General features: G+C 63.9%; 27 protein-coding genes. 18 read left to right on the top strand and 9 right to left on the bottom strand.

Annotated elements, in window-relative coordinates:
- The first annotated feature begins 8 nt into the window (after positions 1-8).
- The 10 genes from L6639_RS02215 (at position 9) to L6639_RS02170 (ending at position 8,940) form a co-directional block, all read left to right on the top strand.
- A complete protein-coding gene (locus tag L6639_RS02215; protein ID WP_237858578.1) occupies positions 9-956 on the top strand; it encodes a carbohydrate ABC transporter permease in 948 nt (315 codons plus the stop codon).
- A gap of 2 nt (positions 957-958) precedes the next feature.
- The gene (locus L6639_RS02210; protein ID WP_237858577.1) at positions 959-1,834 is read left to right on the top strand and encodes a carbohydrate ABC transporter permease; all 876 of its coding nucleotides are present in this window, start codon (positions 959-961) and stop codon (positions 1,832-1,834) included.
- A 76-nt stretch (positions 1,835-1,910) separates the two neighbouring features.
- Positions 1,911-2,897: a D-erythronate dehydrogenase gene (denD, locus tag L6639_RS02205; RefSeq protein ID WP_237858576.1), complete on the top strand. Its 987-nt coding sequence runs from the start codon at positions 1,911-1,913 to the stop codon at positions 2,895-2,897.
- A 29-nt stretch (positions 2,898-2,926) separates the two neighbouring features.
- The gene (locus L6639_RS02200; protein ID WP_237858575.1) at positions 2,927-3,895 is read left to right on the top strand and encodes a sugar kinase; all 969 of its coding nucleotides are present in this window, start codon (positions 2,927-2,929) and stop codon (positions 3,893-3,895) included.
- Between the two features lie 30 nt (positions 3,896-3,925).
- On the top strand, positions 3,926-4,576 hold the full coding sequence (eda, locus tag L6639_RS02195; RefSeq protein WP_237858574.1) for a bifunctional 4-hydroxy-2-oxoglutarate aldolase/2-dehydro-3-deoxy-phosphogluconate aldolase: 651 nt from the start codon (positions 3,926-3,928) through the stop codon (positions 4,574-4,576).
- A gap of 60 nt (positions 4,577-4,636) precedes the next feature.
- Positions 4,637-5,806, top strand: a complete 1,170-nt coding sequence (locus L6639_RS02190) for an acetyl-CoA acetyltransferase (RefSeq protein ID WP_237858573.1) — start codon at positions 4,637-4,639, stop codon at positions 5,804-5,806.
- 116 nt (positions 5,807-5,922) lie between these two features.
- Positions 5,923-6,129, top strand: a complete 207-nt coding sequence (locus tag L6639_RS02185) for a hypothetical protein (RefSeq protein WP_237858572.1) — start codon at positions 5,923-5,925, stop codon at positions 6,127-6,129.
- 115 nt (positions 6,130-6,244) lie between these two features.
- Positions 6,245-7,444, top strand: a complete 1,200-nt coding sequence (locus L6639_RS02180; protein ID WP_237858571.1) for a CaiB/BaiF CoA transferase family protein — start codon at positions 6,245-6,247, stop codon at positions 7,442-7,444.
- 9 nt (positions 7,445-7,453) lie between these two features.
- Positions 7,454-8,590: a thiolase family protein gene (locus L6639_RS02175; protein ID WP_237858570.1), complete on the top strand. Its 1,137-nt coding sequence runs from the start codon at positions 7,454-7,456 to the stop codon at positions 8,588-8,590.
- Entirely contained in the window at positions 8,587-8,940 is a 354-nt protein-coding gene (locus tag L6639_RS02170; RefSeq protein WP_237858568.1) for a Zn-ribbon domain-containing OB-fold protein, read from the top strand. The genes L6639_RS02175 and L6639_RS02170 overlap by 4 nt, the downstream gene beginning before the upstream one ends.
- Before the next feature lie 222 nt (positions 8,941-9,162).
- On the opposite strand, the gene L6639_RS02165 is transcribed toward L6639_RS02170, so the two are convergent.
- Complete coding sequence (locus L6639_RS02165; RefSeq protein WP_237858566.1) at positions 9,163-9,423, bottom strand: hypothetical protein; 261 nt, start codon at positions 9,421-9,423, stop codon at positions 9,163-9,165.
- Between L6639_RS02165 and L6639_RS02160 the strand changes: the two genes are divergently transcribed.
- Positions 9,422-9,949, top strand: coding sequence for a carboxymuconolactone decarboxylase family protein (locus L6639_RS02160; RefSeq protein WP_237858565.1), 528 nt, complete (start codon positions 9,422-9,424; stop codon positions 9,947-9,949). The genes L6639_RS02165 and L6639_RS02160 overlap by 2 nt on opposite strands.
- A 26-nt stretch (positions 9,950-9,975) precedes the next feature.
- Positions 9,976-10,278, top strand: coding sequence for a nucleoside triphosphate pyrophosphohydrolase family protein (locus L6639_RS02155; RefSeq protein ID WP_237858564.1), 303 nt, complete (start codon positions 9,976-9,978; stop codon positions 10,276-10,278).
- A gap of 7 nt (positions 10,279-10,285) precedes the next feature.
- On the opposite strand, the gene glsA is transcribed toward L6639_RS02155, so the two are convergent.
- Together glsA and L6639_RS02145 are read right to left on the bottom strand one after the other, a co-directional pair.
- Positions 10,286-12,133, bottom strand: a complete 1,848-nt coding sequence (glsA, locus tag L6639_RS02150) for a glutaminase A (protein WP_237858563.1) — start codon at positions 12,131-12,133, stop codon at positions 10,286-10,288.
- 142 nt (positions 12,134-12,275) lie between these two features.
- Positions 12,276-12,497 carry a biotin/lipoyl-containing protein gene (locus L6639_RS02145; RefSeq protein ID WP_237858557.1) on the bottom strand — a complete coding sequence of 74 codons (222 nt, stop codon included), beginning with the start codon at positions 12,495-12,497 and terminating at the stop codon, positions 12,276-12,278.
- Positions 12,498-12,592: 95 nt separating this feature from the next.
- Here L6639_RS02145 and L6639_RS02140 point away from each other — a divergent pair, with 95 nt between their 5' ends.
- The 3 genes from L6639_RS02140 (at position 12,593) to L6639_RS02130 (ending at position 15,731) form a co-directional block, all read left to right on the top strand.
- The gene (locus L6639_RS02140) at positions 12,593-13,567 is read left to right on the top strand and encodes an IclR family transcriptional regulator (RefSeq protein ID WP_237858555.1); all 975 of its coding nucleotides are present in this window, start codon (positions 12,593-12,595) and stop codon (positions 13,565-13,567) included.
- On the top strand, positions 13,497-15,056 hold the full coding sequence (locus tag L6639_RS02135; RefSeq protein ID WP_237858553.1) for an acyl-CoA carboxylase subunit beta: 1,560 nt from the start codon (positions 13,497-13,499) through the stop codon (positions 15,054-15,056). The genes L6639_RS02140 and L6639_RS02135 overlap by 71 nt, the downstream gene beginning before the upstream one ends.
- 138 nt (positions 15,057-15,194) lie before the next feature.
- Positions 15,195-15,731: a hypothetical protein gene (locus L6639_RS02130; protein ID WP_237858551.1), complete on the top strand. Its 537-nt coding sequence runs from the start codon at positions 15,195-15,197 to the stop codon at positions 15,729-15,731.
- 27 nt (positions 15,732-15,758) lie between these two features.
- On the opposite strand, the gene L6639_RS02125 is transcribed toward L6639_RS02130, so the two are convergent.
- Both L6639_RS02125 and L6639_RS02120 read right to left on the bottom strand, forming a co-directional pair.
- Complete coding sequence (locus L6639_RS02125) at positions 15,759-17,234, bottom strand: FAD-binding oxidoreductase (RefSeq protein ID WP_237858550.1); 1,476 nt, start codon at positions 17,232-17,234, stop codon at positions 15,759-15,761.
- Between the two features lie 185 nt (positions 17,235-17,419).
- The gene (locus L6639_RS02120) at positions 17,420-17,869 is read right to left on the bottom strand and encodes a c-type cytochrome (RefSeq protein WP_237858549.1); all 450 of its coding nucleotides are present in this window, start codon (positions 17,867-17,869) and stop codon (positions 17,420-17,422) included.
- Between the two features lie 340 nt (positions 17,870-18,209).
- Between L6639_RS02120 and L6639_RS02115 the strand changes: the two genes are divergently transcribed.
- Entirely contained in the window at positions 18,210-19,304 is a 1,095-nt protein-coding gene (locus L6639_RS02115) for an alpha/beta hydrolase (protein ID WP_237858547.1), read from the top strand.
- 164 nt (positions 19,305-19,468) lie between these two features.
- On the opposite strand, the gene L6639_RS02110 is transcribed toward L6639_RS02115, so the two are convergent.
- The 3 genes from L6639_RS02110 to L6639_RS02100 all read right to left on the bottom strand — a co-directional run bounded on the left by L6639_RS02110 (position 19,469) and on the right by L6639_RS02100 (position 22,974).
- Positions 19,469-20,764: an MFS transporter gene (locus L6639_RS02110; RefSeq protein ID WP_237858545.1), complete on the bottom strand. Its 1,296-nt coding sequence runs from the start codon at positions 20,762-20,764 to the stop codon at positions 19,469-19,471.
- A 113-nt stretch (positions 20,765-20,877) separates the two neighbouring features.
- Positions 20,878-22,074, bottom strand: a complete 1,197-nt coding sequence (locus tag L6639_RS02105; protein WP_237858543.1) for an acetyl-CoA C-acyltransferase — start codon at positions 22,072-22,074, stop codon at positions 20,878-20,880.
- Positions 22,075-22,203: 129 nt separating this feature from the next.
- Positions 22,204-22,974 carry an enoyl-CoA hydratase gene (locus tag L6639_RS02100; protein ID WP_237858542.1) on the bottom strand — a complete coding sequence of 257 codons (771 nt, stop codon included), beginning with the start codon at positions 22,972-22,974 and terminating at the stop codon, positions 22,204-22,206.
- Between the two features lie 152 nt (positions 22,975-23,126).
- Between L6639_RS02100 and L6639_RS02095 the strand changes: the two genes are divergently transcribed.
- Entirely contained in the window at positions 23,127-23,666 is a 540-nt protein-coding gene (locus tag L6639_RS02095) for a PaaI family thioesterase (RefSeq protein WP_237858540.1), read from the top strand.
- Between the two features lie 59 nt (positions 23,667-23,725).
- A complete protein-coding gene (locus L6639_RS02090; RefSeq protein WP_237858539.1) occupies positions 23,726-24,346 on the top strand; it encodes a TetR/AcrR family transcriptional regulator in 621 nt (206 codons plus the stop codon).
- A gap of 139 nt (positions 24,347-24,485) precedes the next feature.
- On the opposite strand, the gene L6639_RS02085 is transcribed toward L6639_RS02090, so the two are convergent.
- Positions 24,486-25,394: a LysR family transcriptional regulator gene (locus L6639_RS02085; protein WP_237858538.1), complete on the bottom strand. Its 909-nt coding sequence runs from the start codon at positions 25,392-25,394 to the stop codon at positions 24,486-24,488.
- Positions 25,395-25,431: the final 37 nt, after the last annotated feature.

Raw genomic sequence — 25,431 nt, 5'->3', positions numbered from 1 at the left:
AGTCCGACATGGCCGTTATCGCCGAGCCCGCCGCTGCGCAGGTCAAGCGCAGCAGTTTGTGGAGCAGGGCGTTCGAAAGCCGAAACTTCCTGGGCGCCATGTTCATGGTGCCGGCAATCGCCATCCTCATTCTGTTTCTGGCTTACCCTCTGGTGCTCGGCCTGTGGCTCGGCATGACCGACACCAAGATCGGAGGGGTCGGGCGCTTCATCGGCTTCGGAAACTTCGTCTCGCTGGCGAAGGACTCCGTGTTCTGGCTGTCGGTGTTCAACACCATCTTCTACACCGTGGCCGCCAGCATCGTGAAATTTGCGATCGGTCTTTACCTGGCGCTGCTGCTCAATGAGCGGCTGCCGTTCAAGTCGATGATCAGGGCTATCGTGCTGTTGCCCTTCGTGGTGCCGACGGTGCTCTCGGCGATCGCGTTCTGGTGGATCTATGACAGCCAGTTCTCGATCATCTCCTGGGTGCTGATCAAGGCCGGCTTGATCACGCGCTACATCGACTTCCTCGGCGATCCCTGGAATGCGCGCTGGTCGGTGGTTGTCGCCAACATCTGGCGCGGCGTGCCCTTCGTTGCGATTACGCTTCTCGCCGGACTCCAGACCATCTCTCCCTCGCTTTACGAGGCCGCTAATCTTGACGGCGCCACCAATCTGCAGCGATTCCGTCACATCACGTTGCCGATGCTGTCGCCGATCATCGCTGTCGTGATGACGTTCTCGGTGCTGATGACGTTCACCGACTTCCAGCTGATCTACACCATCACGCGCGGCGGTCCGATCAACGCCACGCATCTGATGGCGACGCTGTCGTTCCAGCGCGCCATCACCGGCGGCAATCTTGGCGAGGGCGCAGCGATCTCGAATGCGATGATCCCGTTCCTGGTTGCGGCGATCCTGTTGAGCTTCTTCGGGCTTCAGCGCTCCCGCTGGCAGCAAGGCGGAAGGGACTGACCATGAGCACCGCGGACGACCAAAGCGTCGGAATGGACTACCTCGAACGTTTTCCGCGGAAGTTTCTCCGCGTCTACCTTCCGCTCGGCCTGATCGTCGTCTTCCTGTTGTTTCCGTTCTATTGGATGACGGTCGCGACCTTCAAGCCGGACGCGGAGATGTACGACTACGAGAAGTACAATCCGTTCTGGATCGTACATCCGACGTTCGAGCACATCACAAAACTGTTCTTCGAGACCGACTATCCGCTGTGGATGTGGAACACGGTGATCGTCTCGGTGTCCTCAACTTTCATCTCGCTGTTCGCCAGCGTCTGCGCCGCCTATGCGATCGAGCGTCTGCGCTACAAGGGGTCGCGTTATGTCGGCCTTGCGATCTTCCTTGGCTATCTCGTACCGCCCTCGATCCTGTTCATTCCGCTCGCCGCGATCGTGTTCCAGCTCGGCCTGTTCGACGGCAATCTGGCGCTGATCCTGACCTATCCGACTTTCCTGATCCCGTTCTGCACCTGGCTGCTGATGGGCTATTTCCGCACCATTCCCTATGAGCTGGAGGAATGCGCGCTGATCGACGGGGCCACGCGGCTGCAGATCCTGGTCAAGATCACGCTTCCTTTGTCTCTGCCGGGAGTGATCTCCGCCGGCATCTTCGCCTTCACGTTGTCCTGGAACGAGTTCATCTACGCGCTGACCTTCATCTCCTCCTCGGAGAACAAGACCATTCCGGTCGGCGCCATCACCGAGCTCGTCAATGGCGACGTCTACCATTGGGGCGCCCTGATGGCGGCGGCCCTGACCGGCTCGGTCCCCGTAGTTATCCTTTATTCCTTCTTCGTAGAGTACTATGTGTCGGCAATGACCGGCGCCGTGAAGGAATGACCAGCGGGGCCTGCCTGAGAACGCGCCAACATGTCTCAAGAGCGACGCGTTCCGGCCAATAAGAAGGAGTAGGCTCTTGCACATTCTGGTTCTGGGCGCCGCCGGCATGGTTGGCCGCAAATTGTGTGAACGTCTCTTGCGCGACGGCCGTCTCGGCAAGAGCGACATCACCAAATTGACCATGCACGACGTGGTCGAGCCCAAAAAGCCGGAGAAATCAGGTTTTACCGTCGAGACCGTCTCGGGCGATTTCGCCGTGCCGGGCGCTGCCGAGAAGCTGATCGCCGGCCGTCCCGACGTGATCTTCCATCTCGCCGCCATCGTCTCGGGCGAAGCCGAGCTCGATTTCGACAAGGGCTACCGCATCAATCTCGACGGCACGCGGATGCTGCTGGATGCTGTCAGGCTGGTCGGCGGCGGCTACAAGCCGCGCGTGGTGTTTACGTCCTCGATCGCGGTGTTCGGCGCGCCGTTCCCGGATGCGATCGGCGACGAATTCTTCCACACCCCGCTGCTCAGCTACGGCACCCAGAAGGCGATCGGCGAGTTGCTGCTCGCGGACTATTCCCGCCGCGGCTTCCTCGACGGCATCGGCATCCGCCTGCCGACCATCTGCATCAGGCCCGGCCTGCCCAACAAGGCGGCATCGGGCTTCTTCTCCAACATCCTGCGCGAGCCCTTGGCCGGCAAGGAAGCGATCCTTCCGGTGTCCGAGGACGTTCGCCACTGGCACGCCACGCCGCGCTCGGCCGTCGGCTTCCTGCTGCACGCCGGCACCATGGACCTCGCCACGGTCGGTCCCCGCCGCAATCTGACGATGCCGGGCCTGTCGGCGACCGTCGGCGAGCAGATCGCGGCCTTGAAGCGCGTCGCCGGCGAGAAGGTTGCTGCCCGCATCAAGCGTGAGCCCGATCCTTTCATCGTCGGCATCGTCGGTGGCTGGCCGCGCAACTTCAACGCAAAGCGGTCACTCGAGCTCGGCTTCACCACCGCCGAGAAGAATTTCGACGATATCATCCGCATTCACATCGAAGACGAGCTGGGCGGCAACTTCGTCGCCTGAGCTATCAGACGAACAGCGTGGATATGACGATGGCGAGCGTGGCTTGCATCGGTGAATGCATGGTCGAGCTTCGGCAGGCCCAGGGCGGCCAGTCTGCCGGGCAGGGCGGTGGCCTGTACTCGCGTGGCTTCGGCGGCGATACCCTCAACACGGCGGTTTATCTGGCGCGGCTCGAGGTCAAGGTCGACTATCTCACCGCGCTCGGCGACGACGGCCTCAGCGAGGAAATGATCGCGGCTTGGAACGCCGAGGGCGTCGGCACGCGCCGTGTCGTGCGGCTGCCGGGGAAGCTGCCCGGCCTCTACATGATCCAGCTCGATGCCAACGGCGAGCGCCAGTTCTTCCACTGGCGCGACAGCGCGGCGGCGCGGCAGTTGATGAGCCTCCCGGAGACCGACGAGCTGCTCAACTCGCTGATGAGCTATGACATCGTCTATCTCTCCGCGATCACGCTCTCGATCTACGACGCGGCCGGGCGCGATCGCCTGTTCGCGGCGATCAAGCGCGCACGCCTGCTCGGCACCCGCTTCGTGTTCGACACTAATTTCCGCGCACGCGGCTGGCCCGATCGCGACGTCGCGCGCGAGGTGTTTGCCGCGGCGTTTGCGGCCGCCGACATCGTGCTGACGTCGGCCGAGGATCTGCTCGCGCTCTATCCCGGCGAGAGCCCCGAGCAATTGATGGCGCGCATCCCGACGCCGGAGCTGGTGTTCCGGCTCGCCGAGCCCGTCAGCCTGCTGCGCTACCCCGGTGGTACCCACGAGGTCCGCGCTGAACCCATGACGAAGCCCGTCGTTGATACCACCGCTGCCGGAGACAGCTTTGCCGCGGCCTATATCGCGGCCCGGCTCGGCGGCTCCGATCCGGTCGAGGCGGCCCAATCAGGCCATCGCCTCGCCAGCCTCGTGATTTGCTATCCCGGCGCCATCATTCCGGGCTATGCCATGCCGCCGAAGAAGCGGCACCGGCCGGCAACCACGCGCCAAGCCACGAAGTAACGCGACCACGTCAACGAAAAGATCCCTGAGATGCCCACTGCTGCCCAACAGAACCACCTCGTCGCGCTGTTCAAGGCCGCGACCGTCATTCCCGTGCTCACCATCGAGCGGATCCAGGATGCCGTACCGTTGGCAAAAGCCCTGGTGGCCGGCGGCGTTCGCACGCTGGAGGTGACCATGCGGACGCCCGTTGCGATCGAGGCGGCGCGGGCGATGATGGCCGAGGTCCCCGATGCGGTGGTCGGCATCGGCACCATTCTCACTCCGGCCGACTTCACCCGTGTCGAGAAGCTCGGTGTCGCCTTTGGCATCAGCCCGGGCCTGACCCCCGATCTCCTCAAGGTCGCCGGAGATAGCTCCCTGCCGTTCGCACCCGGTATTGCCACGGCGTCCGAGCTGATGACGGCGCTGTCCTACGGCTTCGACGTCGCCAAGTTCTTCCCGGCCGAGCAGGCCGGCGGCATCAAGGGCCTGCGCTCGCTTGGCGGGCCGTTCCCGAATGTGCGGTTCTGCCCGACCGGCGGGGTGGGCGAGGCCAATGCAGCGACCTGGCTCGCCGAGCCAAATGTGGTCTGTGTTGGCGGTTCCTGGCTGTGCCCGACGGCGGAGATCAGGGCCGGGAACTGGGCCGGCATAACTGCCATCTGCCAGCGCACCCTCCAGGCCCTTAAACCCGCGTGAAGTCTTGCCATCCCTCGGCTAAGACTTAGGTCAGCAAGAGACCGCCAGGGAGAGAAGACCATGACTGCCAGCATCGTCGGATGGGCGCATACGCCGTTCGGCAAGTTCGACACCGAAACTGTCGAAAGCCTCGTCACCCGGGTCGCCAATGAGGCGATGGCCGATGCCGGCATTTCGGCCTCCGATGTCGACGAGATCGTGCTTGGCCATTTCAACGCTGGCTTCTCGGCGCAGGATTTTACCGCCTCGCTGGTGCTCCAGGCCGACCCGAAGCTGCGCTTCAAGCCGGCGACCCGCGTCGAAAATGCCTGTGCCACGGGGTCTGCTGCCGTGCATCAGGGCCTGCGCGCGATCGCCGCTGGCGCCGCCAAGATCGTGCTGGTCGTCGGCGTCGAGCAGATGACCCGCACGCCCGGGCCCGAGATCGGCAAGAACCTGCTCAAGGCCTCCTATCTGCCCGAGGACGGCGACACGGTCGGCGGCTTTGCCGGCGTGTTCGGCAAGATCGCCAGCTCCTACTTCCAGAAATACGGCGACCAGTCCGATGCGCTGGCGCTGATCGCGGCCAAGAACCACAAGAACGGCGTCGCCAATCCCTTTGCCCAGATGCGCAAGGATTTCGGCTTCGACTTCTGCCGCGCCGAGAGCGAGAAAAATCCTTATGTCGCCGGCCCCCTGAAGCGCACCGACTGCTCGCTGGTGTCCGACGGCGCCGCCGCGCTGGTGCTAGCCGACGCCGAGACCGCCAAGGGGATGAGCAAGTCGATCGGCTTCCGTGCCACCGCGCATGCGCAGGATTTCCTGCCGATGAGCAAGCGCGACATCCTCCAATTCGAGGGCTGCACGGTTGCCTGGCAACGCGCCTTGGCGAAGGCTGGCGTGACGCTGTCCGATCTCTCCTTCGTCGAGACCCATGACTGCTTCACCGTCGCCGAGTTGATCGAGTACGAAGCGATGGGACTGACGCCGAGGGGGCAGGGAGCCCGCGCCATCAAGGAGGGCTGGACGCTCAAGGACGGCAAGCTGCCGGTCAATCCGTCCGGCGGCCTGAAGGCCAAGGGCCACCCGATCGGCGCTACCGGCGTCTCCATGCATGTGATGACCGCGATGCAACTCGCCGGGCAAGCGCCCGAGGGCATGCAGCTGAAGAACGCCAAGCTGGGCGGCATCTTCAACATGGGCGGCGCCGCGGTCGCCAACTACGTTTCGGTTCTCGAGCCATTGAAATAGGTCTTGTAGGGTGGGCACAGGCGCAAGCGCCGTGCCCACCTTTTCCTTGCGTTAGATCATGGTGGGCCGGTTTCAGCTCGCCTTAATGCTCCTGATTGATTTGCAGGGAATGCATCATGGGCAATGACTACGAAGATTCACTCTCTATCGAAGCTCTCAACGATCGCATCGCGATCCTCGAGGACAACATCCGCCAATTGATCGAGCAGGCTGCCGCCGCCTCCGGCGAGCAGAACGAGTCGCGCATCGCCGACCGCATCAACCAGCAGAACGACGAGCTCGAGCGTCTCATGAAGATCCGCGAATCCCGCCAGAAGAAATAGCGGCTGCGTCCATGCGCATGCGGCCATACGCCGGCCGCCCTTGCGCATGTGCCGTTACTCCCCTTAGCTGGACCGAAATCGCGCATCTTGAGTGCGCGCAATCGGGAGCGAACCAATGGGGCCGTTGAAGGGCATCAAGGTCGTCGACATGACAACCGTGCTGATGGGCCCCTATGCGACCCAGATGCTCGGCGACTACGGGGCCGACGTCATCAAGGTGGAATCGCTCGACGGCGACGTCACCCGCCTGATCGGCCCGATGCGGCACACCGGCATGGGCCCGGTGTTCCTCAACACCAATCGCAGCAAGCGCTCGATCTGCCTCGACCTGAAGAAGCCCGCAGGCCGCGAAGCCGTGCTGCGGCTGCTGAAGGATGCCGACGTGCTCGTCTACAACGTCCGCCCGCAGGCGATGGCGCGGCTGCAGCTCGGCTATGACGTCGTCTCGGAGATCAATCCGCGCCTCGTCTATGCCGGCGTGTTCGGCTTCGGCCAGGACGGGCCCTATGCTGCTAAACCCGCGTATGACGATCTGATCCAGGGCGCGACCGCGCTGCCGGCGCTGATGGCTCAGACCGGCGACGGTGTGCCACGCTATGTGCCGAATGCGCTAGTCGATCGCATCGTCGGCCTCACCGCCGTCGGCGCGATCTGCGCCAGCCTCGTGCATCGCGACCGCTCCGGGCGCGGCCAGCGGGTCGACATCCCGATGTTCGAGACCATGGCCGGTTTCGTCATGGGCGATCACATGGGCGGGCTCACCTATGAGCCGCCGCTCGACAAGGGCGGCTATGCCCGGCACCTCTCGCGCGACCGCAGGCCGTACAAGACTTCGGACGGCTATCTCAGCGTGATCGTCTACAACGACAAGCAGTGGGAGAATTTCTTCAAGGCGACAGGCCGCGACGATCTGCGTGCCGATCCAAAGTTCGCGACTTTCGCCGGCCGCGCCGCCAATATCGATGTCGTCTATGCCGAGCTCGCGCGTATCTTCGAGGCGCGCACCACCGCCGAGTGGATCGACCTTTTGACCAGGGCCGATGTGCCCGTCATGCCGATGCACGATCTCGCCTCGATCCTGCACGACGAGCATCTGGAGGCGACCGGCTTCTTTCCGGTCGTCAACCATCCCACCGAAGGCCCAATCCGCAGCATGAAGGTGACGGCGACCTGGTCGGAGACCGAGGCTGAACCCGTGCGCCTCGCGCCACGCCTCAACGAGCATGGCGCGGAGATTCTTCGCGAGATCGGCTACTCCGCTGACGAGATCGCTGCCATGGTCCGCGACGGCGCCACGCGCTCGGCGCCGGAGTAGGAGAGCGCCATGAGCTTCATCACCGGCGTCGGCCTCACGCCTTTCGGCAAGCACGACGGCTCATCCTCGCTCGACCTGATGAGCAAGGCGGCGCAATTCGCTCTCGACGATGCCGGCCTCAAGCGTGCGGAAATCGACGGTATCCTCTGCGGCTATTCCACCGTCTCGCCGCACATCATGCTGGCGACGGTGTTCGCCGAGCATTTTGGCATCCGCCCGTCCTACGCCCACGCCGTGCAGGTCGGCGGCGCCACCGGCCTTGCGATGACCATGCTCGCCCATCATCTTGTCGAAGAGGGTGTCTGCCGTAACGTGCTCGTCGTTGCCGGCGAGAATCGCCTTACGGGCCAGAGCCGCGACGCCTCGATCCAGGCGCTGGCACAGGTCGGCCACCCCGACTACGAGGTGCCGCTCGGTCCGACCATCCCCGCTTACTATGGCCTCGTTGCTAGCAGATACATGCACGAATACGGCCTGACCGAAGAAGACCTCGCCGAATTCGCGGTGCTGATGCGTGCGCACGCCTGCACTCATCCCGGCGCGCAATTCCACGATCCCATTTCGGTTGCCGACGTCATGGCCTCGAAGCCGGTGGCGATGCCGTTAAAATTGCTCGATTGCTGCCCGGTGTCCGACGGCGGCGCGGCGTTCGTCATCAGTCGCGAGCGGACCGGCGACGCCGGCGTGCGCATCCGCGGGTGTGCCCAGGCGCATACGCATCAGCACGTCACCGCCGCGCCGGGCTTAAGCGAGCTCGGCGCCGAGATCTCCATCGCGCGCGCGAAGGAGGCCACGGGCCTGGCGATATCAGACGTGCGTTACGCCGCGATCTACGACAGTTTCACCATCACACTCGCCATGCTGCTGGAAGACCTCGGCCTTGCTGGACGAGGCGAGGCGGCTGCGCGCGTGCGATCGGGTCATTTCGGCCGCGACGGTGCGATGCCGCTCAACACCCATGGAGGCCTGCTCAGCTACGGCCATTGCGGCGTCGGCGGGGCCATGGCGCATCTGGTCGAGGCGCATTTGCAGATGACGGGGCGGGCGGCGAATCGCCAGGTGCGGGACGCCTCGATTGCGCTGCTGCACGGTGACGGCGGCGTGCTGTCGTCCCACGTCAGCATGTTTCTGGAGCGAGTGAGATGAGCGAACGTCTGGCCGACTGGACCAGGGGCGAAGAGGCCATCACCTACCAGACCTGCGCCGCGTGCGGTCATGTCCAGTATTTCCACCGCGCCTTCTGCGCCGCATGTGGAACCGCAGGTCCGCGCGAGGCGCGTGCCAGCGGCAAAGGCAGGGTCTACGCGACCTCGCTGGTCTGCCGCGCCGCCACGACCGAGACGCGCGCGCACGTGCCCTACAATATCCTGCTGGTCGATTGCGCCGAGGGATTTCGCATGATGGCCCATGGCGACAACGGATTGGCCATCGGCGATGCGGTCACGGCGAGCTTCAAGCCTTTTGCCGGGAAGCTGGTACCGTTTTTTACGAAGTAAGGGATTTCGCCATTCGGGGGCGGTCATGGGACCGAGCCTGGAACGGGAATTCTGGGCCTGGCCTGTGCGAGGGCCACCCCGGAATGGCGAAAACTGTAAAACTCCAACTCAGCGCGCGTAGAACAATATGCTGGCGATGACGAGCATTGCCATCACCGCCAGCATATGCGCGAGCGCTTCCGAGGCCGCCCCCTTGGAGGCTTCCTTCATGCCGTTTTCTCCCTAGACTTGGGCGTGACTCATCGTTGCGTGGTAAGCGCGCAGACGGCCAATTGTTTTTACTCGGAACACCCCACTCGAGTATTCACCGCAATGTGTCCCCACGCGGCGAATATCGACTGTGCCAAGGTCGATCAGCAATGCGGCGGCAATTTGACTCGATGATGTTGCTCCTGCGTCGGGCTGCGAATAGAGTTTTTGGGAACTTATTCCGGTAACGACAATAAGCCTCAAAGGCGTCAGGAAAAACTCAAGGTAAATCATGGCCCGTATCGACTACAGCGATCCGTCCAAGGCGTCGGACCGCACCCGCGAAATCCTCGACAAGAACCGCAACGCCAACATTTTCCGCATGATGGCGCACTCGCCGAGCTATTTTGAGCAGTATTGCCGACTCGGCGGCGCCATCAGGCACAAGGGCGAGCTCGACCCCATCGTGCGGGAGCTCGCGATCACGCGCACCGGGATTCTGTGCGAGGCGCCGTACGAGATCATCGCGCACAAGCGCATCGGCAAGAATGTCGGCGTCACCGACGCGCAGAACGAGGCGCTCGAGAACTGGCAGGCCGCAGACTGCTTCGATGAGACGCAGCGCGCCGCACTCGCCTTCACCGATGAGATCGTCAAGCTGAAGAAGCCGACGGATGCGACCTTCAAGGCGATTGCTGCAAGACTGACGCCGGCGGCACTGGTCGAGCTTCAGCTCTCGATCGGCTTCTACATCATGACGTCAAAGTTCTTGGAGACATTTGAGATCGATCTCCAGCCCGTCACCGAAGTGGTGGGCTGATCAGGCGCGAGCCGCGAGGAATGGCCATGACGATCGATGAATATGCGGTCTGGGCCGCAACCATTGCGAAAGTCGATGAGCAGCCCTCGAACGAGCGGCTGTCCTATCTCGGGTTGGGCCTCGCCGGTGAAGCCGGCGAGGTCGCCGAGCACATCAAGAAGCTGCTCCGCGACGACTGGCTCGACAAGGCGGGTCTCGTCGAAGAGCTCGGCGATGTCATTTACTACTGGGCCTGTCTGTGCGCCGCCACCGGCCACCAGCCGTCCGAACTGCTGAAAGCAAGTGCTGCCAAGATCAAGCGGCGCATCAGCGAGGCGGCGAGCCGCTAAGCTTAGCTTACATCGACGTCAGGATATCCACCTTGGTGTTGGCAACGATCAGGCGATCGGCCAATAGCTGCGCCAGATTGCGCATGATGCGCTCGCTCGCCCGCGGGTGCTGCCTGCGAAAGCGCTCAAAGTCCTTCAGCGGGACTTCAAATGCCGTCGCTGCCATGTCCGCGAACACGTCGGCGGAGCGGGTGGTCTCGATCAACGCCATCTCGCCAAAGGCCATGCCGGCGGTGAGCGTCGCCAGGCGCACGCCATCGGGCAGGGTGACGTGCACCGCGCCGCTGCGCAGGAAGAACAGGGCATCGGCAGGATCGCCGGTCGTGACGATCTTTGCGCCGGTCTGATAGGTCCTGATGGTGCAGATCGAGGCAAGATCCGTCAGCTCTTCCGCGCCGAGGCCGTCGAGTAGCGGTTGCTCCGACAGCTCGGTGGTCTCGTGAAAGTCGATCGAGCCGCCGTAGCGATAGACGATCTGGTCTTCCGCCCATTCGATCGCGGTGTCGAGCAGATAGAAGTCGCGGACGTTCTTCAATTCGGCCGTCCATTCGCGCAGCGTGTCCCATTCCTTGGAGGCGCGACGAACGCCTGAGATCACCACGGTGACATCAAGCGCGGCGAGCCCCTCGAAGGCTTCGGCGAACAGCCGGGCGCCGGCGCGGGTCGTGGAGGTGACGCGGTGCAGGTCGAACACGGCGATTTGCGGTCGCGGCCGCCCGGCGAGCCGCCGCGAGACATAGTCGACGGCCGACAATGACAGCACGCCAACCAGCTCGATCACGCGCACGGCTTGCTCGTGCGCGGCGAGGATGTCGCGCTCCTGCTGACGGCGGACGCGGCGTGACGGGCTCTTGCCGATATCGTAGTCGGCGATCACGGCGTTGCGGGCGTCGTCGCTGCGGTTGAGCATGTGCAGATCATAGTGCGAGGACAGCGCCTCGCAGACCTTGATGCCGCGCACGCTGTTTCCATGCTTGTCGAGTTTTGGCGAATAGCTGCCGAGCCCGAGACGGGCAGGGAGTGCAGCCAGGATGCCGCCGCCAACGCCGCTCTTGGCGGGAATGCCGATGCGGTAGATCCACTCGCCGGCATAGTCGTACATACCCGACGACGTCATTACCGACAGCGTGCGCGAAATCGCATACGGCGTCACCACCTGTTCGTTCGTGACTGGATTGACGCCGCGATTGGCCAGCGTTGCGGCCATCACCGCGATGTCGCGCGCGGTGACCAGCACCGCGCATTGCCGGAAATAGACGTCGAGGACGCCGGCGACATTGTCCGAGATCACCGCATTGGTCTTGAGCAGATAGCCGATGGCGCGGTTGCGGTCGCCGGTCTGGCTCTCGGAGGAGTAGACCGCCTCATCGACGGCGAGATCGCGACCGGCAAAGCGGCTGAGCGCAAGCCGGATCTGCTCAAAGGCCTCAGGGCCCTTGCTGTCGTAAATCAATCCCGTGCAGGCGATCGCGCCTGCATTCACCATCGGATTGAACGGATGGTTGTCCGCATTGAGCCGGATCGAGTTGAAGGGATCGCCCGAGGGCTCAACACCGATTGCGCTCTCGACCTTGCCCGCGCCCAAGAGATCCAGTGCCAGCGCAAACACGAACGGTTTTGACAGCGACTGGATGGTGAAGGGCACCCTGGAGTCGCCGACTTCATAGACGTGGCCATCGAGCGTGGCGAGGCTGATGCCAAAATAGGCAGGGTCGGCTTTGCTCAGCTCGGGGATGTAGTCCGCAACCGCGCCCGAGGTCTCCGCGGAGAATTCATTCAGGCATGTGTCGAGAAACCGCAGCAGCGGCGGCTTCGAGCGGGTCCAGGCGGAGGCATGCGACGGTTGCGCTATCATCGCTCACTTGTGCAACGCAATCAGGGAACACGCAACCCGTCCGGCCTCCTGTGGTGGCGCCCGAACGCAAGATGCCGCGCGCCATTCCGATATCATCTGCTCCAGATTGTCACGGCCGCGAGGAGCCGCTGATGGCGCGTGCTCAGCTCGCGACGATCGCGATCGCTTGTCCCTCGGCAACGAGGTCATCGATCTTCACGAGCAGTAATTTCAGCGTGCCTGATGCAGGAGAGGCTACCGGTATCTCCATCTTCATGGCCTCGACGACCACAACGTCGTCGCCATCGGCGACAGTTCCTCCAACTTGCACGGGAGTTGCGCAGATGCGGCCGGCGACCTCCGTCACGATCTTAATTTCTGGCATGCCATCGCCTTTTTGTTGTCGTCGCAAAATGCCTGAGGTAGCGTCGTTCACAAAGTGGAATTTAATTCCGCAGAGCGGAACAAACGGTAGGGATCATGGGACGACGATCGGAGCGGTTAAGCAGGCAAGGTGCGCTCGCTGGTGATGCCGGCGAGGGTGATGTCATCCAGGTGGTGTCGCGCGCGTTCGACGTGTTGCGATGCTTCGAGGGCCACGAGGCGCGGCTCGGCAATCTCGAGATTTCAAATCGCTGCGGCCTGCCGCGCTCGACGGTGTCGCGGCTCACGCACACGCTGACGCGCATGGGGCAGCTCGTCTATTTGCCGCGCGATCAGAAATATCGGATCGGTCCGAGCGCGGTAGCGATGAGCGCTTCGATGATGAAGGGCGCGCAGCTGCGCAGCATGATCCGGCAGCGACTTCAGGAAGTCGCCGAGCAGTTGCCGGGCACCGTCGGCTTCGTCGTGCCTGATCGCTTCCATCTGGTCTATCTTCAGTTCGCACGCTCGCCTTCAGCGCTCGGTCTGCACGAGGGCACCGGTAGCCGCATCTCGATGGCCTCCACCGCGGCGGGCGCGGCCTACACCGCGGCCTTGGCGCCTGAAGTCGGCGATGCCTTTATCAACGACATGGAGCGCGAAGCGCCGGAGGCTGTAAAGATCCTGCGGCCCCGCATCGAGGCCAACAGGCAATCGCTGCGCGAGCGCGGCTATGTCACGGCTTGCGGCCTGTGGAGCCCGCACATCAATGGCCTGGCGGTCCCGATCTGGTCGCCGCAGTACCAGACCTTCGTGGTCGTCACGATCGGTTTGCTCTCGGCGATGTATGACGAGCAGCGTCTGCATGCCGAAGTCGCGCCGCTGATGCTGGCGCTCGGCCGATCGCTTGGCAGCCTGATGGAGGGCGCCGAAGGCGATGCCTTCAACAACCGCATCTCGCGCAAACCGGTCGCAATATCGGTGCATAACAATAACAAGCCGATGAGTTCGGAGGGAGTGAATGAACTGGAAGACGGAACTCGACGAGCTCGCCCGGCGCGAAGCCTTCGCGCGGGAGATGGGCGGCGTTGACAAGGTCAAGCGACAGCATGACCAGGGCCGGCTGACAGTTCGGGAACGCATCGACAGACTGATCGACAAGGGTAGCTTCCACGAGATCGGTGCCGTCTCCGGCATCGGTGAGTACGATCCCACGGGCGAGCTGAAGACCGTGACGCCGGCGAACTGCGTGTTCGGCCGCGCGCGCGTCGATGGCCGCACCGTGGTCGTGGTCGGTGACGATTTCACCGTGCGCGGCGGCTCGGCGGACGCGTCGATTTCGGCAAAGCCCTTGATGGCGGAGGAGATGGCGCACGACTTCCGCCTGCCCATCTTCCGCATCATCGAAGGCTCCGGCGGCGGCGGCTCGGTCAAGACCATCGAGACCAAGGGCGCGGCGAATCTGCCTGGCGGTATCGGTGGCACGCGCTGGTATCGCTTCACGACGGAGAATTTGTCGCGCGTGCCCGTGGTCGCGCTCGGCCTCGGCTCGGTCGCGGGCCTTGGCGCGGCGCGCCTTGCCGCCAGCCACTATTCCATCATGACCCGGAAGTCCGCGATGTTCGTCGCAGGGCCACCGGTGGTGAAGGCGCTCGGCCAGAACCTCTCGAAGGAAGAGCTTGGCGGCGCCGATATCCAGACCAAGGCCGGAGCGATCGACCATGCCGTCGATACCGAGGAAGAGGCCTTTGCCTGCGCGCGGCGCTTTCTGTCCTATCTGCCGTCGTCGGTCTACGAGCTGCCGCCGACGCTGCCTTGCATCGACAATCCGGAGCGCACGGAAGAAGCGCTGATGAAGGCGGTGCCGCGCAACCGCAAGCAGGTCTACAAGGTCAGGCCGATCATTGAATCGGTCGTCGACAAAGGCTCGTTCTTCGAGGTCGCCAGCAATTTCGGCAAGCCGATCATCGTTGGCCTGGCGCGGCTCGAGGGCAGGGCCGTGATGGTGCTCGCCAGCGACAGTTTTCACTATGGCGGCTCCTGGACGGCGGATGCCTGCCAGAAAGTGGTGCGCTGGGTCGACTTCGCGGAGACCTTCCATCTGCCGATCGTTTATCTCATGGACTGCCCGGGCTTCATGATCGGCCTCGATGCCGAGAAGGCGGCGACCATCCGCCACGGCGTCCGCGCCATGGCCGCGGTCAACCAGACCACCGTGCCCTGGTGCACGGTGATCCTGCGCAACGCTTTTGGTGTGGCCGGCGTTGTGCACCAGCCCGCCGACCGCTTCTCGATCCGCTACGCCTGGCCGTCGGCCTATTGGGGCTCGCTGCCGCTCGAAGGCGGCATCGAGGCCGCTTACCGCGCCGACATCGATGCGGCCGAGGACAAGGCAGCAAAGCTGAAAGAGATCGAGGAGCGTCTCAACAAGCTGCGCTCGCCGTTCCGCTCGGCCGAAAAATTCTGGGTCGAGGAGATCATCGATCCCCGCAAGACGCGCTCGCTGCTCTGCGAGTTCGCGCGCCTCGCCGAGCCGCTGCGGAAAGCGGGGCCGCCGGAGAACATGACGATCCGGCCGTAAAGCTCGGCTGCGGGGAAGTTAACGCAGGTTAATCGCACACAAAGGCAGCCCTTTTCCGCCGCTCTTCAGGCCCATTTCAGCCAAACCAATATTGGTTGTTGCCGATCGGGGCAGGACCCTCCAACCCAGAGTCCTGCAATGATCAAGCAAGTTGTTTCTGCGTGTCTCGCTATTGCCGCCAGCTCCATTGCCGCGGAAGCGCGGCCTCATCGGAGTCTTCAGGCGCCAGAGTGTAACGTCACCATGCCGTGCGATTTCGCGTATGCGCAGACGCGCCGCGAGCGGGCTCCCAGGCCGTCATTGCAGGCCTATCGCTCAACGCAAATGACGGTGACCGATGCCGGCGCCACGGCCACCACGATCAGCGTTGCCGGCGAGCGCGTCGTCGGAGGCCGACCCGCCGGCTGCCCGTCGTCGTTCTGTGGCTGCGGCGCAGCGATCCGTGTGTTCGGCCATGTCGTGCCGGAATTGAATCTTGCATCCAACTGGCTGCGCTTTCCGCGCGCGGCGCCGGCGCCGGGGATGGTCGCGGCGCGCCGCGGGCATGTCTTTGTTCTCGAGCAGTCTCTCGGCGGCGATATGTGGATGGCGTATGACGCCAACTCGGGCGGTCACGCCACACGTATGCACGCGCGTTCGCTGCGGGGCTATACCGTCGTCAACCCGCGCGGCTGAGGAAACGGCGAGGGTGCTCGACCCCCATCACACCCGCAACACCTTGCCGGGATTCATGATGTTCTGCGGGTCGAGCGCGCGCTTGATGGTGCGCATGATGTCGAGCTCGGTCTTCGAGCGGTAGTCGCTGAGCTGGTCGAGCTTTTCGATGCCGATGCCGTGCTCGGCCGAGATCGAGCCGCCCATGGAGGTGATGAGGTCGTTCACGGCGCGCGTAATCGCGGCGGTGTATTGGTTCAGCGTCGGCTGATCCATGCCATCAGGGCCCATGAAGGAGAAATGCAGGTTGCCGTCGCCGATATGCCCGAGCGGATAGGGACGAATGCTCGGGAGAATGTCGAGCACGGCCTTGAGCCCCTTGTCGATGAACTCCGGAATTCTGGAAATTGCCACCGAGATGTCGTAGCTGATCCCCGGTCCCTCGGCGCGGGAGGCCTCGGCCATGGCTTCCCGGATGCGCCACATGTTGCGGGATTGACTGACGGTCTGCGCGATCACCGCGTCGAGCACGCGACCGGCCTCGAGTTGGTCGGCGAGAAACTGCTCCAGCTTCTCCGACATGCCATCGGCCCCGTCCTGTCGCGGGCGCGAGGACGACCATTCCAGCAGCAGGTACCACGGCGTATCCGCCTTGAGTGGATCCTGGACGCCGGGAATGTGGCGCATCACGAGATCGACCGCCGCGCGGCTCAAGAGCTCGCAGGACCCGACATTGTCCTCGGAGGCCGCATGCGCCTCGGACAGGATCTCCAGCGCCGCGCGCGGATCGCGAACGGCCAGCCACGCGGTGGAGATGTCCTTCGGCGCCGGCCACAGCTTGAGCACGGCCTTGGTGATGATGCCGAGCGTCCCTTCGGCGCCCATGAAAAGGTGCTTGAGGTCGTAGCCGGTGTTGTCCTTCTTCAGCGCCCGCAAGCCGTTCCAGACATCGCCATTGGGCAGCACGACCTCGAGCCCGAGCACGAGATTGCGGGCATTGCCATAGCGCAGCACCTGCACACCGCCGGCATTGGTCGAGAGGTTGCCACCGATCATGCAGGAGCCCTGGGCACCGAGGCTGAGCGGCAGGAACCTGTCGTGTCTGGCCGCGGTCTCCTGAAGCGTTTCCAGCACGCAGCCGGCCTCGACCGTCATGGCATAGCCGACGGGATCGACGTCCAGCACGCGGTTCATCCGGCCCAGCGACAGCACGATTCCGGTGTGCGCAGGCCAGGGCGTCGCCCCGCCCATCAGCCCGGTGTTGCCGCCCTGGGGCACGATTGCGATGCCATGCTCGTGGCACAGCCGGACGACTTGCGAGACCTCCTCGGTGCTGCCAGGGCGCACGACGGCCCCGGCGCCGCCAACCAGCAGGCCACGCCAGTCCCGTACGAAGGGCTGCATGCCATGCTCGTCCTCAATAAGCCCCTTTTCGCCCACGATCGCGCGCAACCCGTCGCGGATCTGGGCGGTCAAGGGCACGGTCGGAATGGTGGGGACGGGCGACGGGAAGGCAGTCGGCATGTTGTTTCCTCAGGCGCATCTTGGTGTGCACTGTGCGCGCGAAGCGCTTGAGGTCGTATTGTCCACGTTTGGGCCGTCAAGTCTAACGGCAATATGTCCCGAGCGAGACCGTGGGAGGCAACGCCCGGCGGCCGCTCTGGAGGGCGCCCCAGCGCGAACGGTAGGCCGTCTCGATGCAGCCCGTGCTATTTTTGCTGAATACGGCTGAGATAATCGATCACAGCGAGGATGCGCTTTCGCACGACGACCTCAGGCTTTTGATCCGGACCGGCCTTTTCCCAATACGACGGATCGACATAGTGAGGCAGATTGACGATGGGATTGAATCGCTCTCCCCAGACTGGCATTTCGCGCGTGCCATGAGCGGGGACGGTTTTCGTTCCATCGATGGCTTGATAAAGAGCGTCCGTGGGAAACACGCCGTTGTTGTTCTTGGCCAGCATCGTCAGATCGGCAGGCGGTACGCGCAGCTGGGCGCTGACCGGACCCTTGCCCCTCGCATCCACACCATGACAACTCGCGCAGGACGACTGAAACTCTCCCTTGCCGATGTCGACGTCTTCGGCCTGGGCCGCGGCGGTGAAACCAGCGGCAAGACCGGCAATAATCAAACACTTAAGACTATGTTTTTCCATGTCGCGCTCCGACGCCGGCTTGCAAGGCTTCAATTCCTAGCTGCTATGTTCCCCGATCGCTTGATGCACATCAAGACCCGCTTGCGGCACCGGCCTGCGAATGTTCCGGGCTCATGCGGATTCGTGCAGGCGCGGCTTTGGGCCAAGGTTCTGGGAAAGGGAGCATCGCGCCGTCCGCGCACGGCTTGCCGGAGCGGATGATTGATCTGGATCAATCGGAATTGCCGGTAGCTGCCCTTGTTTGCTGGATACACGCGCTGGCGGCGTCAAAATCGAGGCCGGCAACGAGCGATTGTCAGACTGCTCCGGAGCCAGTTGTGCGCGCCGGAAGGAGAACCGGATGCATCCTCGGGGCCGTACCGCTGCTTCTATGCACGTCGCCGCTGCCGTGCTGACGGTGCTGGTCTCCGCCTCCTGCTCGATGCGCCCTCTGCAGGGCGTTCTGGTGCCGAGCAGCGAGGCCGTTGAAGCGGCCTCCCAGGTCCCAATCCTGATCGGAACGACGCGCGCGCGATCCAGCAGTGACCCCGGCGAGATGTTCAGCCGCGAGCCGTCCAGCGAAATGGCTTTTGCGCAAGTCACAGTGTCGATTCCACCGGATGGATCGCGCAAGGCCGGTGAAATCCAGTGGCCATTGTCGCCTCCCGGGGACCCGCGCAAGGAGTTCGTCACGGCATCGGCGGGCTATCTGGATCGCACCGAATTCGGCGCTGCCGTATCCAGCGCGGCAAAGGCCAGACATCTGACCAAGACGTTGGTGTTCGTGCACGGCTTCAACAACCGTTTTGACGATGCGGTGTATCGCTACGCGCAATTCGTCCATGACGGCCGGCTTCCCGTCATTCCGATCCTGTTTTCTTGGCCATCGCAGGGGGCCGGCAACCTCGGGTCATACGACCACGATCGCAAGGTCGCGGGCCGATCGGGCTCGGCATTGACCGAGCTGCTGGACACCGTCAACGCCAATCCCGCCGTCAAGGAGATCACGTTCGTCTGCCATTCCATGGGCTGCCTGGTCACGCTCGATGCGTTGCGGAGCAGGGCCTCGCACGGCGGATCGGTGCCGAAGCTGAAGAATGTCGCGCTGGTCGCGCCCGACATCGGCTTCGACGAGTTCATCAGCGCGGTCGGAGCTTTGGGGCCGCGGCGCCCCCGCATCGGCCTGTTTCTGTCGCAGGATGATACGGCTCTCAAACTATCGAAGTCGCTCGCCGGAGGGACAACGCGCCTCGGCGATATCAATCCGCAGGATGAGCCGTACAAAAGCGCGCTGGCGCAGCAGAAAATCCTGGTGTTCGACCTCACGCATCTTGGCGGAGACGATTCCCACTCCAGAGCCTTCGGCGAGGTAGGTTCCGTCATGGGGATGATCAAGCAGAGGCTCGCGCAGGGCCAGCAGCTCGGTGAGGATCCGTCGCGAACAGCCTCTCACTAGCGCGGCTTTGGCATCGTAAAGCCGAGCACGTCCTTGACGCCAATGATGAGGTGGTCGAGATCGCAGCCCGCAATGGTGGGATCGCTCCTCCCGATCGGTTCGGGATCATCTCGCGGATCGGTGACGCCGCGGTGCGCGGCGCCACCACCACGATCAGGTGCTAACTAGGCCATCGCGGGTTTTGCTTGCGGCTTCGGCTGCCGCGACAGTGTCAGCACGATCAGCGAGGCAAATACGCAGAGCGTACCGGCGACGAAGAAGGCCGGCAGATAGCTTTGCAGCAGCGTCCGCGACAGGCCCGCGCCGAAGGCGGCCGTGCCGGCGCCGAGCTGATGGCCGGCGAAGATCCAGCCAAACACCAGATTGGCGCGCTCGGGTCCGAACTTCTGCGCCGTTAGCCGCACCGTCGGCGGCACGGTGGCGATCCAGTCGAGGCCGTAGAACATCGCGAAGATGGACAGGCCATAGAACGAGAAATCGCTGAAGGGCAGGAAGATCAGCGAGAGCCCGCGCAGGCCGTAGTACCAGAACAGCAGGAAGCGGTTGTCATACCGGTCCGACAGCCAGCCCGACATGATGGTGCCAAAGAAGTCGAAAATGCCCATCGCCGCCAAAAGGCTCGCCGCCTGCACCTGCGGGATACCGAAGTCGAGGCACATCGGAATCAAATGCACCTGGACGAGGCCATTGGTCGAGGCGCCGCAGACGAAGAAGGTCGCAAACAGGATCCAGAACGCGCTCGACTTCGAGGCATCGCGCAGCGTGCCGAGCGCCACTGATGTGATCGAGCCGTGATTCACGGGCGGCGCGGGCAGGGGCTCGGTGCCTTCGTCGCCGAACGGGCGCAGGCCGAGGTCGCTTGGGCGATCGCGCATGATCAGCAAGACCGCGGTCGCGGAGACGCCGAGCATGATGCAGACGAAGGCGAGCGCAAGCCGCCAGCCGAAGCGCTCGGTCAGGCTTGCGAGCAGCGGCAGGAACACGAGCTGGCCGGTGGCGACGCTCGCTGTCATGATGCCGATGACGAGGCCGCGGCGCGCTGCGAACCAGCGCGTTGCGATGGTCGCGCCCAGCACCAGCGCGGTCATGCCGGTGCCGATGCCGATCACCACGCCCCACAGCGCCACGAGCTGCCAGACCTGCGTCATGCCGAGCGAGAGCACCAGCGCCGAGACGACGAAGAGCTGCGCGGTCAGCGTGACGTTGCGCAGGCCATAACGGTTGAGGAGAGCGGCGGCGAATGGCGCCATCAGCCCGAACAGGATGAAACGGATCGAGAGCGCCGAGGAGATCTCCGCCGTGCTCCAGCCGAACTCCTTCTGGAGCGGAACGATGAACACGCCGGGCGCGCCGACCGTGCCCGCGCTGATCAGGGCGGCGAAGAAGGTCACCCCGACCATCACCCAGCCGTAATGGATGTTGCGACGGCCTAGCGTGGCCGAAAGCCAGTTCGAGATCATTGCCCTCAATCCAGGTTGGCGGGCTCCGGAACACCCGCGTCATTGTTGCAGTCTGGCACGAGATCGGGAAGTCTGAAATGACAGACTTCCCTCAATTTCGGACGTTACGACGGTTAGTGTGCGAGACGCTCGACCGCGATCGCGGTGGCCTCGCCGCCGCCGATGCAGAGCGCCGCGACGCCGCGCTTGAGGTTGTTGGCCTCGAGCGCATGCAGCAGGGTCACGATCAGCCGGGCGCCGGTGGCGCCGATGGGATGACCGAGCGCGCAGGCGCCGCCGTTGATGTTGAGTTTTTCGCGCGGGATGCCGAGATCGCGCTGTGCTGCCATCGCGACCACCGCAAACGCTTCATTGATCTCAAAGAGATCGACATCGCCTGCGCTCCAGCCAACCTTGTCGAGCAGTTTCTTGATCGCCGGAATCGGCGCAGTGGTGAACCATTGCGGCTCCTGGCTGTGCGTAGCGTGGCCCTTGATCTCGGCGATGGCAGGCAGGCCGTTGCGATCGGCGAGCGAACGTTTCGTCAGCACCAGCGCAGCGGCGCCGTCGGCATTGGCGGAGGAGGCCGCCGGCGTGATGGTGCCATTGGCGCGGAAGGCTGGCTTCAGTCCGGGAATCTTGGCGGGATCAACCTTCAGTGGATGCTCGTCATTGGCGATGACGCGCGGGCCTGCCTTCTCGGTCAGCGTGATTGGCGCGATCTCCGCCTTGAACGCGCCTCCCTCGACGGCCTTGCGGGCACGGCTCAGCGTCTCCATCGCATAGGCGTCCTGGTCCTTGCGGGTGAACTGATAGGCTTCGGCGGTGGCTTCGCCGAAATCGCCCATCGAGCGGCCGGTCTCATAGGCGTCTTCGAGGCCGTCCATCATCATGTGGTCGATGATGCGATCATGGCCGGCGCGATAGCCGCCGCGCGCCTTCGCGAGTAGATAGGGCGCATTGCTCATGCTCTCCATGCCGCCCGAGACGACGATCTCGGCCGAGCCGGCGCGAATGATGTCGTGCGCCAGCATGGTCGCCTTCATGCCGGAGCCGCAGACCTTGTTCACAGTGGTAGCACCGGTGGCATCGGGTAGAACAGCGCCACGCGCGGCCTGGCGCGCTGGCGCCTGGCCCTGGCCGGCCGGCAGCACGCAGCCCATGAACACCTCGTCGACCTTCTCGGGCGCGAGCTTGGCGCGTTCCAGCGTTGCATTGATCACATGCGAGCCGAGCTTGTGGGCGGCAAGCGGCGACAGCTCGCCCATGAAGCGGCCGAGCGGAGTACGGGCGGCGGAGACGATGACGACGGGATCGACGGCTTCGGCCATGACAAACTCCCTGTGATGATCCGTTAGATTATGATCATCATATGATGCGGCGCAAAAAATGCAACCGCGCCTGGCATGAGAAAATGTCGTAGTTCGGATGAATTGATCGTCCGATTGGCGCTGGACCGCCTACCGCTTCCTGTTCACGAACGCGCCCATCAGTCGCGTCGGCTCGTCCGTCAGGAACGACTCGCCGAACACCTTGACGCTGAGGTTCACCGACTCGGTGAGCGGCAATTCCTCCCATTGCCGCAGCAGTGCCTTCTGCGACCGCAGCGCCTCGGGGCCGCATTCGAGCAGCGCCTTCACGAGGTGCTCGATCTCGGCATCCAGCCCGTCCGCCGGCGCGATCTTGTCGATCAGGCCCCAGGACAGCGCCGTCGACGCATCGATGTTCTCCGCGGTCATCACCAGCCAGCGCGCGCGGGCCCAGCCGATCAGGCGCGGCAGCAGTGCAGCGTGGATCACCGAGGGGATGCCGACGCGTACCTCCGGCATGCCGAAATGCGCATCATGCGCGGCGATCCGGAAATCGCAGGCGGCTGCGACCTCGAGCCCGCCGCCGAGGCACCAGCCGGGCATGCGCGCGATCATGGGGGCAGGGAATTGCCGCACGGCCTCGCAGAGATCGCGCAGGCGGCTGATGAAGGCCTCGGCCGACTTTTGGTCGAGCTTGGCCATCTCCTTGATATCGGCGCCGCCGATCATGCTCTTCTCGCTTTGGCCGCGCAGTACCACGACGCGGATGCTGCGGTCGGTGGCGAGCTTTTGCAGCCCTTCCCTCACCGCCTCGGTCACACGAGAGCCCAGAATGTTCAGCGAGCCGGCGTTGCAGATCGCGACATGAACGACGCCGCGCGCATCGCGCGTTACGCCGCAGTGGTTATTGAGCATTTCCATCTGATGTCTCGAAGGTTTCCTGGACGGGCGCAAGGCGCGTCAGTCGACGCCACTTCCGGGCCGAAACGCCTCGCTTGTCAAGCGGGCGAGGACGAAGTTGCCAGCGCGAAGTCCGTGGAATAGTATGACGTATATCATACAAAGAGGCGGCCATGACCGAACCCCATCAGCGCGACTTGTTTACGTCCATACTTCGGCGCGAGCGCGTCGTGGACTGGCAGGTCCCGGCGCCGGTCGCGAAAGTGGCCATGGGTCTGTCGGGCATGGACGCCATGCTTGGCATCCGCGACGGCAGGCTGCCGCCGCCGCCCTTCGCAAAACTGATCGGCTTCATCGTGGGCGTAGTCGAGCCGGGCCGGATTGTGATGGAACTGGAGCCGCGCGAGGATCTCGAAAATACCATCGGCCTTCTGCATGGGGCGACCGCGGCCGCTCTGCTCGACACCGCCATGGGCTGTGCGATTTCGACTCGGCTTGAGGCCGGCCAGTCGTCGGTGACGCTCGACCTGAAGATGACCTTCCTGCGTCCGCTCTCGGTCCGGTCGGGGCTGATCTCGGCCGAAGGCAGGGTGATCAAGCTCGGGCGCCAGACCAGCTATACCGAGGGCTTCGTCCGCGACGGTAAAGGGGCGCTCGCAGTCCATGCAACTGCAACCTTTTCCATGGTCGGCAACATCTTTACCGGGAATTAATGCGCCGCTGGGCTGATATCCGTGTTATGAGATGACCTCCGACATCCAATGAGAGCCGCATGCGCTATTCCAGGGAACACAAGCAGGAAACCCACGACCGCATCGTGAGGAAGGCGTCCGTGCGGCTTCGGGAAAAGGGTGCCCACGGCATCGGCGTCGCCGACCTGATGAAGGAGGCGGGCCTCACCCATGGCGGCTTCTACGCCCATTTCGATTCGCGCGAGGCGCTGGTGATCGAGGCTTTTGCCTACGCCATGGACCGCTCGATGGAGCACTGGCGCAAGCAATCCGATCAGCTTGCGCCCGAGAAGCAGCTTGCCCAGATCGTGGAGACCTATCTCTCTGCACTGCACCGCGACAATCCCGGCCATGGCTGCTCGATCCCCGCGCTCGGCGCCGAGATCGCCCGCGAGAGCCCGAAGACGCGAAAGGCATTTGCCGGCAAGCTCGATGAGATGGTCGAGATGATGACCGATTTCATCCCGAACGTTCCACGCAAGGCCGCGCGCAAGCAGGCGATCGCCACGCTGGCCACGATGGCGGGCACCATGCTGCTGGCGCGCATTGCCGGCTCCAGCGAGCTGTCGGATGAAGTGCTGAAGGCCGGTAAGGAGAGTGCCCTCGAGGGCGCGAAGCGTGAGCCGAAGGTAACTGCTGCGAAGAGGGCGAAGCAGAACTAGGCGAGATGCCGCAGTGTATGCAAAGGCGCGCAAGCGCCGTGCCCACGATCTCTCTCGTTCGCAAAAAATGCGTGGGCACGCTTCCGCCTTCGCTCTGCGAGCTACGGCGGACAAGTCGCTTTGCCCACCCGGCGATTTCTCACCGTCCCGCAAACAGCGCCCGCTCACGGTCCACGATCTCGCCGATGTAATCCGCGACCGCCCGGATCCGCGCGAGATCCTTGCTGTCGGCGTGCATCAGCATCCAGAACGTCCTGGTGATCGAGATCTCCTCGGGCAGCACCGCCACGAGCTGCGGATAATCGCTCGCCATGAAATGCGGCAGCACCGCGATGCCGAAGCCTGAGAGCGTGGCGTTGAGCTGCGCGATCAGATTGGCGCTGCGGAAGCGTGCCGAGATGCGCGGCGACACCTGCGGCAGGTAGTCGAGCTCAGGCGTGAACAGCAGCTCTTCGATATAGCCGACGAAGCGGTGCTGCGGCAGATCCTGCCGCGAGGCGATTTTTGGGAAGCGGTCGAGATAGGCGGGGGCGGCATAAAGCCCGAGGCGGTAGTCGAGCAGCTTGCGGCCGACGATGCGGCCTTCCTTCGGCATGGTCAGGCTGATCGCGATGTCGGCCTCGCGCTTGGAGAGACTGAACAGCCTTGCGGTCGCCACAAGTTGCAGATCGAGATCGGGATAGCGGTCGGCGAACGGGGCGAGCCGCGGCGCCAGGAAGGCGGTGCCGAAGCCGTCGGGCGCGCCGATCCGCACCGTCCCGGTCAGCCGTGCCACCGAGCCGCCCACCTGCTCCTGGTTGGCGACAATGGTCGATTCCATTGCTTCGGCGCTGTCGGCGACGCGCTGGCCGGATTCGGTGAGGAGATAGCCGGTCTTGCGCCGGTCAAACAGCTTGGCCGAAAGGTGCTTCTCCAGCCGGTCCACACGCCGGATCACGGTGGCATGGTCGACCCCGAGCTGCTTTGCCGCAGCCGACACCGAGCCGCCCCGCACGATGGCCAGCACGAAGCGGAAGTCGTCCCAGTCGATGCTACCTTGATCCAGCATTTTCGCACATCTATGGTGCATTATCTCAGACTTGAAT

The organism is Bradyrhizobium zhengyangense, from assembly GCF_022012555.1.
Taxonomy (GTDB): domain Bacteria; phylum Pseudomonadota; class Alphaproteobacteria; order Rhizobiales; family Xanthobacteraceae; genus Bradyrhizobium; species Bradyrhizobium zhengyangense.
This window is presented reverse-complemented; position numbering and strand designations above follow the sequence as displayed.